A 16690-nucleotide genomic window follows, 5' to 3' on the forward strand; every position below is an offset into this window, starting at 1 on the left:
AACAGAACAAAAAGAAAAGATAGGACTTTCCGAAGGAAACGTCCGAAGCAATGGTTTTTACACATTGTTGGCAAATCGTTTTTTTAAATCGGTCAGTCGGTTTTTAGGTCAGATGGATTTTTGGGCTGTGATGTGGCTGGTAATGACTTGTCTTTATATTCAATCTGCTTATTATTTAAACGATTCAATTCAATTTTTAGAGAATCACGTTCAACAGTCAGAGAGTCGAAGTCAGATTTTAAAATTTCAAATCGATTCTTTAACCCACTATATTCAGACTTTTGATAAAGATTTAAGCAACCAAAAACAACAGTCAGAATGATAGGAACGATTTTATACCAATCTAAAGGTTTTGACTTTAAACTTTTCTCGAACTTTAAATATCCTTGTCCAAAGTCTTTGAGTTCAATGCCTTTTTCATCTAGCATTAAAATCCGCCCCTCAACAATTTTAAACAACTTTTTCTTAAGACCGAAATCCATGATTGAATCCTCTAAGTCCATACGCTCAGATTTTTTCATGTTTTCAGTCCGAAATCTTTGGCTTTCATTTAAAAACTCATTAGTGGTGAAATCTTGGAAAGGACTATTTAAAAAGTCATTTACCAATTCATCAACGTACTTAATTAAAATTTTTTCATCCATGCGTCTGAGTGAGGTCAAATGTTTGCCAACAATTATATATAATTAATATTAACTATATACCAATTATGTGTGTAATAGTTAATGCACATATTAATGCTGTAAACGAATTTAGATATTTTTTCTCACAATTTCAAATTGATTTAAACTATTAAAACAAAAAATCCCAATAGACAAACTATCAGGATTATTAATACTTTAAAGCGGTACTGTTATTTGTTTTCTTCCATTATTAAAGGCGAATGATGCTCGTGTACTATTCTCCAACCATTTTTGGTTTTTACAAGTAACAAGGTCATTTGCTCGTTAACCACTACAAGGTCTTCGCCAAATTTTAAATGAAAATCTGTATGAAGGGTTACATTTGCTACTTGCCCATAAACCGCAATTTTCATGTCGTTCATATCAAATTTCAATATTTCTGAGACCGAACCAAATACATTGCGTTCATATTTTTCATTTTCTTCGCCGTCATTTCGGGGTTGTCCATCTTTAAATTCAGTAAACTTTGGGCTGTAAGCATGGAAAGAGATTAACTTATCAATGTCGCCATCCTGCGCACTTTTTGAAATACTATCCATGGTTTGTTTTACTTCTTGTTTGGCTTCTGGAAAGTCGTCGTTTAAGAGGTCAATCTTCACGTCTTCAACTTCAACATGTTCCTCTTTTTGTTTACATCCGGTGATTAAAATTCCAAAAATTAAAATCAATGTAAATGATAGTTTTGCTTTCATAAATTTAGTGTTTAATTGGTTTTTTGATTTTCAGCAAGTTACAACAATTTAAGACAGTATTATCTTATAAATTAAAACATCAAGTTTATAAAAGCAAAAATCCCGATAGAAACACTATCGGGATTTTAAAATGTTACGTTATTGCGAATCACGCTTTTTTACGCGATGTGACAATCTGTTAACTGGAGTTTCGAGATTCAATTTAAAAGATTACCACGTCGCCCCAATTGCTATCGGGACGCCTCGAAATGACGTTTATTCCTCAACCAAAACCCAATCGCCTTTGGCAATTAAAGGTTCGGCTTGTTTGTATTTTAAGGTTTTGTTTTCGCCATTTAAAACGTGCTTAATGGTAACGCGGTCGTTACGTCCAATTTTGGGTCGGTCCCGAACAATGGTTTCAACCACTTCTGGTTGGCGTTGCGTATTGCCGGCTGCTCTGTTTTGCGCAGAACGCTCGTCTAAATTAGGAATCTCATCTTTTTGGATATTTAGTTTTTCCTGTTTACGGGCTCGCGCTTCTTGAATGGTGTCTTGTGTTTCTTGAGGCAATTCCCCTTTAAACAAGAATGAAATTACATCTTTGTTCACTTGGTCAATCATCGCTTTAAACAACTCGAACGCTTCAAATTTGTAAATCAATAAGGGGTCTTTTTGCTCGTGAACCGCCAACTGCACCGATTGTTTTAACTCGTCCATTTTACGTAAATGGGTTTTCCAAGCATCGTCGATAATGGCGAGCGTAATGTTCTTTTCAAAATCGGTAATTAATTGTTTTCCGCCAGATTCGTAGGCTTTCTCCAAATCGGTAACCACGTTTAGGCTTTTTACACCATCGGTAAACGGTACCACGATACGTTTGAATTTATCGCGTTGGGTTTCATATACGTTTTTAATAACGGGGAAAGCAATATCGGCATTTCGAGCCATTTTTTCCTTGTAACCATCAAAAGCGGCATTGTATATTTTCGAGGTGATTTCCTGTGCTGTAAGCTTCCCAAATTCTTCCTCCGTAATGGGCGAACTCATTGAAAAATAACGAATCAATTCAAATTCGAAATTCTTAAAATCGTTGGCACCTTTATTGGTTTCGGCAATACCTTCCGACGTATCGAAAATCATATTGGCTAAATCTACGCGCAAGCGCTCACCAAATAAAGCGTGGTGGCGACGTTTGTAAACTACTTCACGTTGCGCGTTCATAACATCATCGTATTCCAACAAGCGCTTACGAACACCAAAGTTGTTTTCCTCAACTTTTTTCTGGGCGCGCTCAATAGATTTCGAAATCATGGAATGCTGAATCACTTCGCCTTCTTTTAATCCCATTCTATCCATCATTTTCGCAATACGCTCGCTACCAAATAAACGCATTAAATTATCTTCCAACGATACGTAAAACTGCGAGCTTCCCGGGTCTCCTTGACGACCGGCACGACCACGCAACTGTCTGTCCACACGACGCGAATCATGGCGCTCGGTACCTACAATGGCCAAACCACCGGCAGCCTTAACTTCATCGCTTAACTTAATATCGGTACCACGACCGGCCATATTGGTGGCAATGGTTACTTGTCCCGTTTTACCTGCCTGATCTACAATTTCAGCCTCTTTTTTGTGCTGTTTTGCATTTAATACATTGTGCGATATTTTGCGAATACTCAACATTTTACCAAGTAATTCGGAAATTTCAACCGAAGTGGTTCCTATTAAAACCGGACGACCGGCTTCTGATAATCTTGTAACATCGTCGATAACCGCATTGTATTTTTCGCGTTTGGTTTTATAAACCAAATCTTCTTTATCGTCCCTGGCAATGGGGCGGTTTGTTGGAATTTCAACCACATCCAGTTTGTAGATTTCCCAAAACTCACCAGCTTCTGTAACCGCAGTACCCGTCATACCCGACAGTTTGCGGTACATTCTAAAGTAATTTTGAAGCGTTACCGTAGCAAAGGTTTGGGTGGCATCTTCAATTTTCACGTTTTCTTTTGCTTCAATGGCTTGGTGCAATCCGTCAGAATAACGACGGCCATCCATAATACGACCCGTTTGCTCGTCAACAATCATAACTTTATTTTCCATCACCACGTATTGGGTGTCTTTTTCAAATAAAGCATAAGCTTTTAAAAGTTGATTAAGCGTGTGGATACGTTCCGATTTTACACCAAATTCCTTAAATAAGTCTTCTTTAAGGTTGGCTTCTTCTTCGGCCGATAGGCCTTGTTCTTCAATTTTAGCAATTTCAATGCCTATTTCTGGCATGATGAAAAAGTCTGGATTGTCTTTACCGGAAAGGTATTCAATACCTTTATCGGTCAGTTCTATTTGATTGTTTTTTTCTTCGATAACATAGTACAATTCGGCATCAACCTTTGGCATTTCGCGGTTGTTGTCCTGCATGTAAAAGTTTTCGGTTTTTTGAAGCAATTGTTTTACACCTTCTTCAGATAAAAACTTAATGAGTGCTTTGTTTTTTGGAATACCACGATACACACGAAGCAGTTGAAAACCACCTTCTTTAGTGTCGCCCGCTTTGATAAGCTTTTTAGCTTCGGCCAAAACGCCCGTTAAGTATTTACGTTGTACCGAAACAATATCGTCAACTTTGGGTTTCAGTTCGTTAAACTCGTGGTGTTCACCTTGCGGAATGGGACCGGAAATAATCAAGGGTGTTCGCGCATCATCCACTAAAACCGAATCCACCTCATCAACAATGGCGTAGTGGTGCGGACGCTGTACCAAATCGTCTGGCGAATGCGCCATATTATCACGTAAATAATCGAAACCAAATTCGTTGTTGGTGCCGTAAGTAATGTCGGCGTTGTAGGCTTTAATACGCGCTGCGGAGTTTGGTTGATGGTAATCAATACAATCTACGCTCAATCCGTGAAACTCAAAAATAGGAGCCATCCACGCGCTGTCACGTTTTGCCAAATAATCGTTTACGGTTACCAAATGCACACCTTTACCGGTAAGCGCATTTAAGTACACGGGCAATGTAGCTACCAAGGTTTTACCTTCACCCGTTTGCATTTCGGCAATTTTACCCTGATGCAATGCCACACCGCCAATAAGCTGCACATCGTAGTGCACCATATCCCAGGTAATGGGTTTTCCGGCGGCATCCCACGAATTAGCCCAAATGGCATGGTCGCCATCAAGGGTTACATACGTTTTGTCGCCCGATAACGATCTGTCAAACTCATTGGCTTTAACCGTAATATTCGTGTTGTCCACAAAGCGTTTTGCGGTTTCTTTAACCACGGCAAAAGCTTCGGGCATAATATCGTTTAAGGTGTTTTCAACAGCGTCGTAAGCTTCGTCTTCAATTTTATCGACTTCTTGGTAAATATCTTCACGTCTATCAATATCTTCGGTAGCTTCGGCTTCTTTTAAAAGAGCTTCTTTTCGCTCATTAAAGGGTTTGCGTGTTTCGGCAATAATCCCTTTAAATTCGGCTGTTTTGGCTCTTAGTTCATCGTGCGATAAAGCTTCCAATGCGGCCTCAAAAGTTTTAACTTGTTCAACTATGGGCATTAAAGCTTTTACATCTTGCTTGGATTTATCGCCAACAAACATTTTTAGTACAGAATCTAAAAAACTCATGGGTGTATGTTTTATGTTTACGCTTAGGCAGAGCTAAGTGTAATTAGTTATTTGTATTTTGGTTGATGCTTTTTTTAAAAGCACTCAAAGATACATTATGTAATTATTTTATAAAGATTCAGAATAAAAAAAAAGCCTCAAATCGAGACTTTTTAACTTATCTTTATGTTTTATTAATATTCATCTTCATTCCAAAGATAATCTTCGTCGGTTGGATAATCTGACCAAATTTCCTCAATCGAGTCATACGAGTCGCCTTCGTCCTCAATCGATTGTAAATTTTCAACAACTTCTAACGGTGCGCCAGTTCTAATAGCGTAATCTATCAATTCATCTTTGGTTGCTGGCCAAGGCGCATCACTTAAATACGATGCTAATTCTAAAGTCCAATACATTTTTTATGCGTTTAATTTTTTGCAAAAATAAATTTTTAGTTTAAACACGCAAGGAAAAAATGATTTATTTCATTATTATTTTTAAGAACGTATCCCACCTGCGTTTTAAACCGCTAAAAATTACCGTTGCAGATTCAGGTTTATGGCAAATAAAGCAAGATTATTTTTTTGGGCGTTCCCTTCGCTTCATACCTACAAGGTTGGATACTGAAACAAGTTCAGTACAAGAAACCTTGCAGGAAACGCTTCGGTCGGGCTTTACGCTACAAGTCCTCGCTCCCAAAAAAGGTCGCTGCGGGCTTTTCGCTGCAATCCCTAACGCGGATAACGTACCCATAGAAAATTACTTGTCATTACAAGGAGCTTTTGCGACGTGGTAATCTGTTGCAATTTAAAAGATTGCCTCATTACGCAAAAAAGCGTAATTCGCAATGACGAATTTAGTTTAATGTTTCTCAGGAATCCACTTCACCTCATTTGCTTGCAAGTCAAACGACAACTTTCGTGCCAACACAAACAAATAGTCAGAAAGCCGGTTTAAGTAAGTTAGGGCATTGGCCTCAAAAGGTTCCAAATCGTTAAGTGCCGAGGCCAAACGTTCGGCCCTACGGCACACACAGCGTGCAATATGACAGAATGACACCGTTTGATGCCCACCCGGAAGCACAAAATGCGTCATTGGTGGCAACGCCTCGTTCATGGTGTCCATTTCCTGTTCTAAGCGTGCAATGTTTTCTGCGGTAATCTTTTCAATATTTAAACGTTCTTTACCGCTTTTTAAAATCGCTTTTTCAGGGTCGGTGGCCAAAATTGCGCCAATGGTAAATAATCGATCTTGAATGTGCATCAATACGGCTTTGTAGTGCTCATTAATATCTTGGTCGCGAATTAAGCCCAAATGCGAGTTGAGTTCATCAATTGTTCCGTAGCTTTCAATACGAATATGGTGTTTGGGTACGCGCGTGCCGCCAAATAATGCCGTGGTGCCTTTGTCGCCTGTTTTGGTGTAGATTTTCATATTACGAAGTTAAATCATTTCTCGCAAAGGCGCAAAGGCGCAAAGTTTTATGTGCTTGTATTTAGACTTTTTATTCCCACAATCCCGATTGCTATCGGGACACGGATGTTTTTGTTTTTGTCATTCCTGCGCAGGCAGGAACCCACAATCAAAAACGTAATTTAGTTATCGAGCAATTTTCTTTAAGTGAATTATTAGAACACAAGAATATTTTAAAACTCCAAAGTAGATTCCTGCCTGCGCAGGAATAACAGCTAAACGACGTAACAGCTAACATCTAAACTCTTATTGTAAAATGTTCCTTAACCTGTTCTGTCCTAAAAAACACAAATCCCCAAAAAAAGGTATCAATGGTTACTGTAACTTTTGGATGCTGTTTTATGGTTTCCCAAGCTTCGGTCATGGATTTACTCCAATAAATATCATCAAAAATAAAAACTGAATCGTTGTGTGCGGTTTTAAGTAGAGTTTCAAAATATCGTAAAGTCGCTTCTTTTTGGTGGTTGCCATCAAAGAAAATGAAATCGTATTTGTTTGATGCCAATGCTTTTGTTGCGTTATCAAAATTATCAGTAATAACGGTGATGTGGTTTAGGTTGTGTTTTTCAAAATTGGCTTTCGTAAAATTTGAAATATTCGGGCAACCTTCAATGCTTGTAATATTTGCTTTGGGGTTGGCTAAGTGCATCGCTTGAGTGGCTATGCCCAACGATGTGCCCAATTCCAATATCGTTTCAAATTCAAAATAACGAACCAATCTGTGTAAAAGTTTGGCTCTTTTATAGGTGGTACCCGCATTTTTTGCCATGTCGGAAACGCGTCTTTTTGTGTGTTTTAAAACTCGCGAGCCTGCACCTAAATCGGTTACTTTAATGTTGGTTTTCGTTTTTAGGAGTGCTTTTCTGTAGTTTATAATGTTTTTATACGCAGGGAAATTGTAGGTATCGTAAAAGCATTTGGTTACCAAATTATAAACAAAAGGCGAATGCACACCGTGTTGGTTGCTGGATTTTAAAAGGAATTTTATGTATTGTTTTATTTGGTAAAGCATTATTTTAGTTCAGAGTTCAGAGTTCAGAGTTCAGAGTTCAGAGTTCAGAGTTCGGGAAACTTTGCGTCTTTGCGTCTTTGCGAGAAAAAAAACTAATCTTCTAATTTAGAAGACAATTCAAACCAGCGTTCCTCCTTGGTTTCAATAGTGTCAATGATTTTTTGAAGCTCGTCAGACAGTTTATTGATTTCATCTTGCGATAAATCCGGATTATTGAATTTGTTTTCCAGTTCTTTTTTATCAAAAGCTAAAGCGTTTAGTTTGCTTTCAATGTTCCGCAGTTCTTTTTCTTCGTTAAACGATAGTTTTGAAGCTTCATTTTGTTTCCAAGAAGTATGGTCTTTTTTATCTTCGGTAACTTCAGAAATTACAGGTTGGCTATCTTCATAAACCCGATAATCGGTGTAATTTCCGGGGAAATCCTCAATAACCCCGTCACCCTTAAAAACAAAAAGATGATCGACCACTTTATCCATAAAATACCGGTCGTGCGAAACCACAATAATGCATCCCGGAAAATCCAAAAGAAAACTTTCAAGCACATTTAAGGTAACGATATCCAAATCATTTGTGGGCTCATCGAGAATTAAAAAATTGGGATTCTGAATTAAAACCGTGCATAAATATAGGCGTTTACGCTCGCCACCACTTAGTTTTTCAACAAAATCGTATTGTTTTTTTCGGCTGAACAAAAAACGTTCCAACAGTTGTTGTGCGCTAATTTGTCGTCCTTTTTTTAACGGAATGTAATCTCCAAATTCACGAATCACATCAATAACCTTTTGTTCGGGTTTTATGGTGATGCCGTCTTGGGTATAATAACCAAATTTTACGGTATCGCCCCTAACAACCTTCCCAGAATCGGGTTGGGCCGTTTGGGTTAAAATATTTAAAAACGTGGTTTTTCCGGTGCCGTTTTTACCAATAATACCAACGCGTTCGCCTTTTTTAAAGGTGTATTCAAATTTATCGAGAATAATTTTATCCTTAAACGCTTTTGATACGTTGTGGAATTCCAGAATTTTGCTGCCCAAGCGCTCCATATTCAATTCCAGCTGCACTTCGTGGTCGTTTCTGCGCTGGTGGGCGCGGTGTTTTATATCGGCAAAATCATCAATTCTGGATTTCGATTTTGTGGTTCGCGCTTTGGGTTGGCGGCGCATCCACGTTAATTCCTTTTTAAAGAGTTGTTTGGCTTTTCCGGTTTCAACGGCTTCCCGCTCAATTCGGGCATCACGTTTTTCCAAGTAATACGAGTAGTTGCCTTTGTAGCTGTATAGTTGCCCTTCATCTAATTCTATAATTTCGTTGCACACGCGCTCTAAAAAATAACGGTCGTGCGTAACCATAAAAAGCGTGAGGTTTTCTTTGGCAAAAAAGTCTTCGAGCCATTCAATCATCTCTAAATCCAAATGGTTGGTGGGCTCGTCTAAAATCAACAAATCGGGTTTGTTAATTAAAGCATTCGCTAGTGCTAAACGCTTTTTTTGTCCACCGGAAAGCGCACTCACTTTATGGCTTAAATCATCAAGTTTTAACTTAAAAAGGATTTGTTTGTAAATGGTTTCAAAATCCCACGCTTGGTGTTGTTCCATAGCATCAAATGCGGTTTGATAAGCTTCGGCATCATCTGGATTTAAAAGTGCCTTTTCGTAATTTGATATCACTTTTAAAATGGGGTTTTCGCTTGCTAGAATGGTTTCTTCAACAGTTAATGCGTTATCAAATTTGGGGTTTTGGGAGAGGAATGAAACTTTAATGTCCTTTCTGTAAATAATGTTGCCGGAATCGGCTTGGTCATCGCCCGAAAGAATATTTAAAATGGAGGTTTTTCCCGTACCATTTTTAGCGACAAAAGCTATTTTTTGGTCTTTGTGGATGCTAAAGGAAAGGTCCTTAAAAAGCGTTACCTCGCCGTAAGATTTCGATATGTTTTCTACTGTTAAATAATTCAAAGGGAAAATTTTTCTGCAAATAACGGATAAAAAACCAAAAATACTGATATATGTTTTATTGTTCAAGACGAAAAGTTATATTTGTTGGATATCAACGTGCCTCAGTATGACAAGATTATTTTTAATAGCCTTACTAACCATTGCTTCTGTGTCAGTGTCCTGCGTCCCTTACAAAGACACGCTTTACCTTCAAAATAAAAACACTGCAACGGATTCAACCCAAATTATTGTTGAGAAACAAAAGCCGTATCGGGTACAAATCAACGATATTTTAAATATTAGAATTAAGGCTGCAAAGCAAGAAACAGTACAGATTTTTAATCCCATTGGAGAAGGCGATTTGAATGCCAGTAGCGAAGAGCGTGCATATTTTGATGGGTTTACGGTGGATTTACACGGCAATATATTGATGCCTAAATTGGGCGAAATTAATGTGCTGGGTTTTACTACGGATGAAATAAAGCAGATTATTGAAAACAAATTATTGGAAACCGAATACAAAGCCGCCAACGATATTTTTGTAACCGTAAAACTAACCGGATTACAATACACCGTTACGGGCGAAGTTGGGAGTACGGGCACCAAAACCATTTTTAAAGAACGTGTTAATATTTTTGAAGCACTGGCGAATTCTGGCGATATACCAGACACCGGCGATAAAAAAGACGTGTTGATTATTAGGCAATTTCCCCAAGGGCAAAAAATATTCCATCTGGATTTAACCGATACCAATGTTATGAATTCGCCTTACTATTATATCCAGCCCAACGACATGATTTACGTGAAACCCTTAAAACAAAAATCTTGGGGAACGGGTACAAACGCCATTCAGAATATTGGAGCAATTGCTACCGTTTTATCATTAATTACAACAACTATTTTACTTTTAGATAGGATATAGCCATGGCTTACGACGATATAGAAGATATAGAATACTCCGAGCAAAAGAGCCTTAATTTTGATTTAAGGGGCTTCCTGTTTAAGCTGTTAAAATTCTGGAAATTATTTGTAATTTCTATCGCCATAGGCTTGTTTGTAGCGTATTCTGTTAATGATAGAAAACAGAATATTTACAGATTGAGTTCCTTAATATCTTTAGAGAACGACCAAAATCCGTTTTTTACCGCGAACACCAGTATTTCGTTTAATTGGGGCGGCGTTTCCGGTAAAGTGGGCAAAACCATTATAGCATTAAAAACCAGAAACCATAACGAGCTTGTTGTTGATTCGTTACAATTTTACATTCAATATTTAAAAGAAGGGAAATACCGAAAAGAAGATATTTATAAAAAAGCGCCATTTTACATTGATATAGATAAAAACAAGGGGCAATTACTTGGAAAACCAATAGGTGTAAAATTTCTTAGCAATACACAATACGAGCTTTTTATAGATTTTGAAAACGATAAAGCCACAACTCAAAAATACAGCGATAAATCGGTGCAAAGTGTTGCCGTACCAAAGGGTAAGTTTTCTAAAATCTTTGAAGTTGGCAAGCCCGTTGATTTGGCGTTTGCAAAGTTTACTTTAAACTTAAAAGACGATGTAGCCATTGCGCCAGATTCAGAATATTTTATACAGTTTTTAAATTTTGATGGTGTTGTAAACGGCTACAAAGGAAGGTTAACCGTAGCACCTTACAATAAAACATCGTCATCTATATTAACATTGGCTTTATCAGGAAATAACAAGCAAAAAATTGTTGATTATTTGAATGCCACGACAGCCATTTTAAGTACCACGGATTTAGAGCGGAAAAACCAATACGCCACAAACACCATTAAGTTTATTGATAGCAGTTTAAGTATTGTTAACACGGAATTAAAAGCCATTACCGACACGATGAATGCTTTTAGAAAGCAAACCAAAATGTTTAATGTGGATGAAGAGCTTTTACAGATTTCGGAAAAAATAAGTGAATTAGAATCGCGTGAAGAAGAAAACCAATCTAAATTACAGTATTTAAGTATTCTGGCAGATTATTTACGAACTAAAACAGATTACACCAAAATTGCCGCTCCAACATCGGTAGGGATTGAAGAGATGAACATTGCGGGTAGCGTAAGTAAAATAACGGCATTGGCCATACAAAGGCAGGAGCTTGAGCAATTGGTGCAGGAAGGGTCTTCATCTTTACAGGAATTGGATGGAAGCATTGATGCCGAAAAAAACGTGTTGTTGGAAACCATTGCTTCAACAAAAAAAACAATAAACATTCAGCTTAATCGCGTTAGGCAAACAAAGGCCAATTTACAAAACAGGTTAAACGATTTGCCCGAAGACCAACAACAGTATTTAAAAATCCAACGCAACTTAAATATAAGTCAAGAAGCCTATAATGTGTATATGGCCAAACGTAGCGAAGCCGCTATTGTTAAAGCCGCAAATATTTCAGATATTTCAATAATTGAAGCCGCCAAAGATGTTGGAGGCGCATTGATAGGGCCTAACAAAAATTTGAATTACATGATGGCCTTGCTAGTTGGTTTTTTTGGGCCTTTTGCACTGGTTTTTATTCTGTTTCTCTTGGACAACACCATTCACGGTGCCGATGAAGTAAAGCGTCTGTCAAAAATCCCCATACTAGGTTTGGTGGGTAAATTCGAACACGATAATAGCTTAGTGGTTCATGAAAAACCAAAATCGGCTGTAGCAGAGTCTTTTAGGGCCATTCGTTCCAGCTTGCAGTTTTTCTATAAAAAAACCGATAAAAAGGGCGGGCGTACCATTATGTTAACATCTTCAGTGAGTGGGGAAGGCAAAACATTTTGCTCTATTAACATAGCTAGTGCCTATGCCTTATCGGGTAAAAAGACGATTCTTTTGGGATTGGATTTACGCAAACCCAAGATTTTTGGCGATTTTAATATCGATAATAATACCGGAATCGTTAACTATTTTATTGGGGATAAAAGCTTGGAAGAAGTAACGTTTAAAAGCCATATTGAGAACTTAGATGTGATTACTTCGGGCCCCATTCCGCCAAATCCTTCGGAATTATTGATGAGCGATGCCATGACCGAGCTGATTGAAGAATTAAGGAAAACCTATGATATGATTGTCCTCGATTCGCCGCCATTAGGTTTGGTTACCGATGCTTTGGAACTTTCGCAATTTGCGGATGCATCCTTATTTGTAATTAGATTGAATTACACAAAAAAAGGGATGTTAGAACTTGTAAATGCGAAGCATAAAACAGGAGAATTGAAAAATGTAAGTTATGTGTTGAATTTCTATAAGCATAACAAAAGCCATGGTTATGGTTACGGTTATGGTTACGGTTATAGTTATGGATATGGTGTTTACGGCAATGCCTATCATGAAAACACTAAAAAGAAAACGTTTGTAGATAAAGTAAAAAATTGGCTTAAAATAGGTTAATAAACAACCCAAAACACACATTGAATACGTCAAAAAACGATAATTGGTTATATACCATCTCTCCAAAACAAAGTTTGATTCATTTGAATTTTAAGGAGATTTGGCAATACAGGGATTTGCTGTTTTTGTTTGTAAAAAGAGATGTGATTACGCTTTACAAACAAACCATTTTAGGGCCTTTGTGGTATTTTATCCAACCATTATTTACCTCTATTATTTTCACTTTGGTTTTTAATAATATTGCTGATATTGAAGTAGGCAAGGGTATTCCTGCATTTCTTTTTAATTTAGCAGGAATCACTTCTTGGAATTATTTTAGCGAATGTATTAAGGGCACAAGCGATACTTTTAAGAAAAACCAAAACATATTCGGAAAAGTATATTTCCCAAGGGTAATTATGCCCATGTCTACGGTAGTTTCAAATCTAATAAAGTTAGGTATTCAGCTTTTAGTATTCGTTTGCTTTTATATGTATTTTGTTTTTTTTACTGACAAAGCAAGCCATAGTTTGCCACAGATAGAATTAATTTTACTGCCCATTTTAATAGTTTTAATGGGGTTTTTAGGTTTAGGATTAGGAATGATAATTTCATCGATGACCACTAAATACAGAGATTTAACTTTCTTGGTGGGGTTTGGTGTACAATTGTTAATGTATGCATCGGCAGTCATGTACCCCATGGAACTTATTAAACAAAAGGTTGAAGCGGGCGTAATCCCAAAATTTGCAGGTGCGTTTATTGAATATAACCCAATGACAACAATAATAGAAATGTTCAGATATATGACCTTGGGAACTGGTGCTTTTAAAATGAGCGATCTTATTTACATAAGCGTAATATGTTTGGTTACTTTTTTGTTAGGGTTAATTGTTTTTAATAAAACCGAAAAAACTTTTATTGATACTATTTAGTTAAAACAAATGAAAATAAGACTATTTTGGTGGCAAGAAAAACGAGAAGACAGAAGAGAGAATTATGGCGATTTAATGTCTAAATATCTTGTTGAGAAAATTTCAAAGGAGAAGATAATAACTGTTAGTCATCCATCAAAACGTTTATATAAACACATATTTAAACATTATTTGGCTATCGGGAGCATTATATCGTCGGCTAATAAAAACTCGATCGTTTGGGGAAGTGGCATCATAAAAAAAGATGATAATATTCGCGATGCTAAATTTTTGGCAGTTAGAGGCCCAAAAACCAGAAAACGAGTTTTAGAAAAAGGCTTTAATTGCCTCGAATTTTATGGTGATCCTGCGTTATTAATGCCAGATTATTATAATCCTAAAATCGAAAAAAAATATAAACTTGGTATCATTCCACATTATGTAGATTATAAGGAAGTTAATAATTATTTTACAAATAATACTTCGGTAAATGTGATAGATTTATTAACTTATAATGTAGAAAAAACCACTGATGAAATTTTAGAGTGCGAACGCATCATCTCATCATCATTGCACGGTGTTATCGTTGCCCAAGCATATAAAATACCAGCGTTGTGGGTCAAGTTTTCCAATAAGTTATCTGGCGATAATATTAAGTTTTATGATTATTACGAATCGGTTGGAGTGCCATTTCAAGATGAAGTTTTTATAAACCCAAAAGACTTAAATGAAGCTTTAATTGAAAAACTATTAGATGAAAATAACCCTATTTTATTGGCAGATAATGCGCTATTGAAACAACGAAAAAAAGAATTAATGCAGTCTTGCCCTTTTAAATAAAAGTTATGAGTAATGATATTATTTTAGTAGCTAAAAATATTTCCAAACAATACCGTTTGGGACTTGTGGGCACGGGCACTATTAGCCATGATTTAAACCGTTGGTGGAGCAGAATTAGAGGAAAAGAAGACCCGTATTTAAAAGTGGGCGATGTTAACGATAGAAGCACCAAAGGAAACTCAGAGTATGTTTGGGCTTTGCAAGACATTAATTTTGAAGTACAGCGCGGCGAAGTACTTGGCATTATAGGAAAAAATGGAGCAGGAAAATCTACACTTTTAAAAATACTATCTAAAGTTACAGGGCCAACAACAGGCGAAATTAAAACCAAAGGACGCATTGCTTCTTTGTTGGAAGTTGGCACAGGATTTCATCCAGAAATGACAGGACGGGAAAACATATACCTTAACGGTGCAATTTTAGGAATGACCAAAGCTGAAATAAAATCTAAAATTGAAGATATTATCGATTTTTCAGGCTGCCAACGCTATATCGATACGCCAGTAAAACGCTATTCTTCAGGTATGACTGTGCGCTTAGCCTTTGCAGTTGCCGCTTTTTTAGAACCCGAAATTCTGGTAATTGACGAAGTGTTAGCTGTTGGCGATGCCGAATTTCAGAAAAAAGCCATCGGTAAAATGCGGGATATTAGCAAAGGCGAAGGACGAACCGTTTTGTTTGTCAGTCACAATATGGCAGCGGTTAAACGCTTGTGCACTCGTGGCGTTTTGTTGGAAAATGGTAAAATAGCCTATACGGGAAAAATCAATGACGTTATCGATGCGTACTTATCTTCAAGCAATAAAAACTTTTGTAACTATTTAAGAAGCAGTAATAAAAGCGGTACTTATATTAAATCCGTTAGTGTAAAAACAAGTACCAAAGGTAGACTGCACGAGTTTAATAAAGATTTAAAAATTGAAATAGAATTGCATTGTAATGCGACCATTAAAGAACCAGCAGTTTCATATCAAATATTGAACAACGAAAACGTTCCGATAATCCACGAACTCATTTTAAGAAACGACATTGCGTTCTGTAACAAAAAAGGAAAGTTCATATTAACATCAACTATAGAAAAAATCAAACTGTACCAAGGGCGTTATAGGCTGAATGTGTATTTTGCCGATAATTTCACAAAATCTAAATACGATACATTATTTGAAATTTGCCCGTTTGAAGTGATTAACGAAAACAAAAGGCCCTATTATTGGGCAGATGGTTCAGCGATTTATAAAGAAGACAAAACAAAATGGGAGGTAGTTTTAAAAGATGAATAATATAAAAAGCCCATTGTTTTTAAACGGAAAAAATGCAGAATTAATTGAAACCTTTGATTCTGAAACCATTATATCCAAATACAAAGCTTTGAATATTGAAGTAGCGCGCTTTTTTAAAACACCAAACATCAGCCTTTATAAATGCCAAAAAACAGGATATCGGTTTTATTATCCTTTTGAAATTGTTGGCGATGCAAGGTTTTACGAAGATTTATCAAAAAACAAATCAAATTATTATTCAGAACGATGGGAGCATAAAAGAGCATTGAATTATATTGAAAAACATGATCTGGTCTTGGAAATCGGGTCTGGTTTTGGAGCCTTCTTAAATATGCTAAAAGCCTCTAATATACAATCAGTTGGATTGGAATTAAATCCGTATGCCGCAGAAGTCTGTGCTAAAAACGGGTTAACAGTTAAAAATGAGCTTATCGAGAACGAAGCAAAAACAAACAAAGGCGTTTACAATGTGGTTTGTTCTTTTCAGGTTTTAGAGCATATTACCAACGTGCATAGTTTTATAAAAGCTTCCATTGATGCACTTAAAATAAACGGTAAATTAATTATTGGCGTACCAAATAACAACCCTTATTTGTTTGTAAACGATAAGTACCACACATTAAATTTACCGCCTCACCACGCCGGATTGTGGGATAAAAAAGCTCTAAAAGCTTTAGAAACCGTTTTTTCAATACAATTGGAGCGTATGGAATTTGAGCCTCTAAATGTGAATTACTCGTATTTTATTCATTTTCAAATAACCAATAACAAAAGTAAAACTTTAAGGTTTTTGTTAAGGGCGTTCAATAAAATGTCACCTGGTTTACTCAAATTCATTCTTTGTAAATTTATAAAGGGAAGAAATGTTTTAGCAGTATTTAAAAAAATATAAA

At 36.7% G+C, this 16690-nt stretch carries 14 protein-coding genes; 7 read left to right on the forward strand and 7 right to left on the reverse strand.

All coding sequences use genetic code 11. From position 1 onward, the window contains the following. Positions 1–92: 92 nt before the first annotated feature. The 4 genes from RNZ47_RS11655 to RNZ47_RS11670 all read right to left on the reverse strand — a co-directional run bounded on the left by RNZ47_RS11655 (position 93) and on the right by RNZ47_RS11670 (position 5379). The gene (locus RNZ47_RS11655; RefSeq protein WP_311940158.1) at positions 93–644 is read right to left on the reverse strand and encodes a hypothetical protein; all 552 of its coding nucleotides are present in this window, start codon (positions 642–644) and stop codon (positions 93–95) included. A 209-nt stretch (positions 645–853) separates the two neighbouring features. Continuing rightward, positions 854–1375, reverse strand: coding sequence for a YybH family protein (locus RNZ47_RS11660; protein WP_311940159.1), 522 nt, complete (start codon positions 1373–1375; stop codon positions 854–856). A gap of 255 nt (positions 1376–1630) precedes the next feature. Next, entirely contained in the window at positions 1631–4984 is a 3354-nt protein-coding gene (secA, locus tag RNZ47_RS11665) for a preprotein translocase subunit SecA (protein WP_311940160.1), read from the reverse strand. 173 nt (positions 4985–5157) lie between these two features. After that, positions 5158–5379: a DUF2795 domain-containing protein gene (locus RNZ47_RS11670; protein WP_019387375.1), complete on the reverse strand. Its 222-nt coding sequence runs from the start codon at positions 5377–5379 to the stop codon at positions 5158–5160. 59 nt (positions 5380–5438) lie between these two features. Between RNZ47_RS11670 and RNZ47_RS11675 the strand changes: the two genes are divergently transcribed. Beyond that, positions 5439–5759, forward strand: a complete 321-nt coding sequence (locus RNZ47_RS11675; RefSeq protein ID WP_311940176.1) for a hypothetical protein — start codon at positions 5439–5441, stop codon at positions 5757–5759. Between the two features lie 65 nt (positions 5760–5824). Here the strand turns inward: RNZ47_RS11675 and RNZ47_RS11680 are convergent, their stop codons facing one another. The 3 genes from RNZ47_RS11680 to RNZ47_RS11690 all read right to left on the reverse strand — a co-directional run bounded on the left by RNZ47_RS11680 (position 5825) and on the right by RNZ47_RS11690 (position 9403). After that, positions 5825–6397: a cob(I)yrinic acid a,c-diamide adenosyltransferase gene (locus RNZ47_RS11680; protein ID WP_311940178.1), complete on the reverse strand. Its 573-nt coding sequence runs from the start codon at positions 6395–6397 to the stop codon at positions 5825–5827. Between the two features lie 277 nt (positions 6398–6674). After that, the gene (locus tag RNZ47_RS11685; RefSeq protein ID WP_311940180.1) at positions 6675–7448 is read right to left on the reverse strand and encodes an O-methyltransferase; all 774 of its coding nucleotides are present in this window, start codon (positions 7446–7448) and stop codon (positions 6675–6677) included. A 92-nt stretch (positions 7449–7540) separates the two neighbouring features. Then, on the reverse strand, positions 7541–9403 hold the full coding sequence (locus tag RNZ47_RS11690; protein WP_311940182.1) for an ABC-F family ATP-binding cassette domain-containing protein: 1863 nt from the start codon (positions 9401–9403) through the stop codon (positions 7541–7543). Positions 9404–9509: 106 nt separating this feature from the next. Here RNZ47_RS11690 and RNZ47_RS11695 point away from each other — a divergent pair, with 106 nt between their 5' ends. From RNZ47_RS11695 to RNZ47_RS11720, 6 genes are read left to right on the forward strand one after another with little or no spacing between them, the layout of a single operon-like run. Beyond that, positions 9510–10304, forward strand: a complete 795-nt coding sequence (locus tag RNZ47_RS11695; protein ID WP_311940184.1) for a polysaccharide biosynthesis/export family protein — start codon at positions 9510–9512, stop codon at positions 10302–10304. Between the two features lie 2 nt (positions 10305–10306). Next, positions 10307–12784 carry a GumC family protein gene (locus RNZ47_RS11700; protein WP_311940185.1) on the forward strand — a complete coding sequence of 826 codons (2478 nt, stop codon included), beginning with the start codon at positions 10307–10309 and terminating at the stop codon, positions 12782–12784. A gap of 20 nt (positions 12785–12804) precedes the next feature. After that, positions 12805–13698 carry an ABC transporter permease gene (locus RNZ47_RS11705; protein WP_311940187.1) on the forward strand — a complete coding sequence of 298 codons (894 nt, stop codon included), beginning with the start codon at positions 12805–12807 and terminating at the stop codon, positions 13696–13698. Between the two features lie 9 nt (positions 13699–13707). Then, a complete protein-coding gene (locus RNZ47_RS11710) occupies positions 13708–14517 on the forward strand; it encodes a polysaccharide pyruvyl transferase family protein (protein WP_311940190.1) in 810 nt (269 codons plus the stop codon). Positions 14518–14522: 5 nt separating this feature from the next. Then, positions 14523–15797 (forward strand): ABC transporter ATP-binding protein, encoded by a 1275-nt coding sequence (locus tag RNZ47_RS11715; RefSeq protein ID WP_311940192.1) that lies wholly within the window; start codon positions 14523–14525, stop codon positions 15795–15797. After that, positions 15790–16689 carry a class I SAM-dependent methyltransferase gene (locus RNZ47_RS11720; protein ID WP_311940195.1) on the forward strand — a complete coding sequence of 300 codons (900 nt, stop codon included), beginning with the start codon at positions 15790–15792 and terminating at the stop codon, positions 16687–16689. Before RNZ47_RS11715 ends, RNZ47_RS11720 begins: the two co-directional genes overlap by 8 nt. Position 16690 lies beyond the last annotated feature (1 nt).

Source organism: Hwangdonia seohaensis (assembly GCF_031932625.1).
Lineage (GTDB): Bacteria > Bacteroidota > Bacteroidia > Flavobacteriales > Flavobacteriaceae > Hwangdonia > Hwangdonia seohaensis.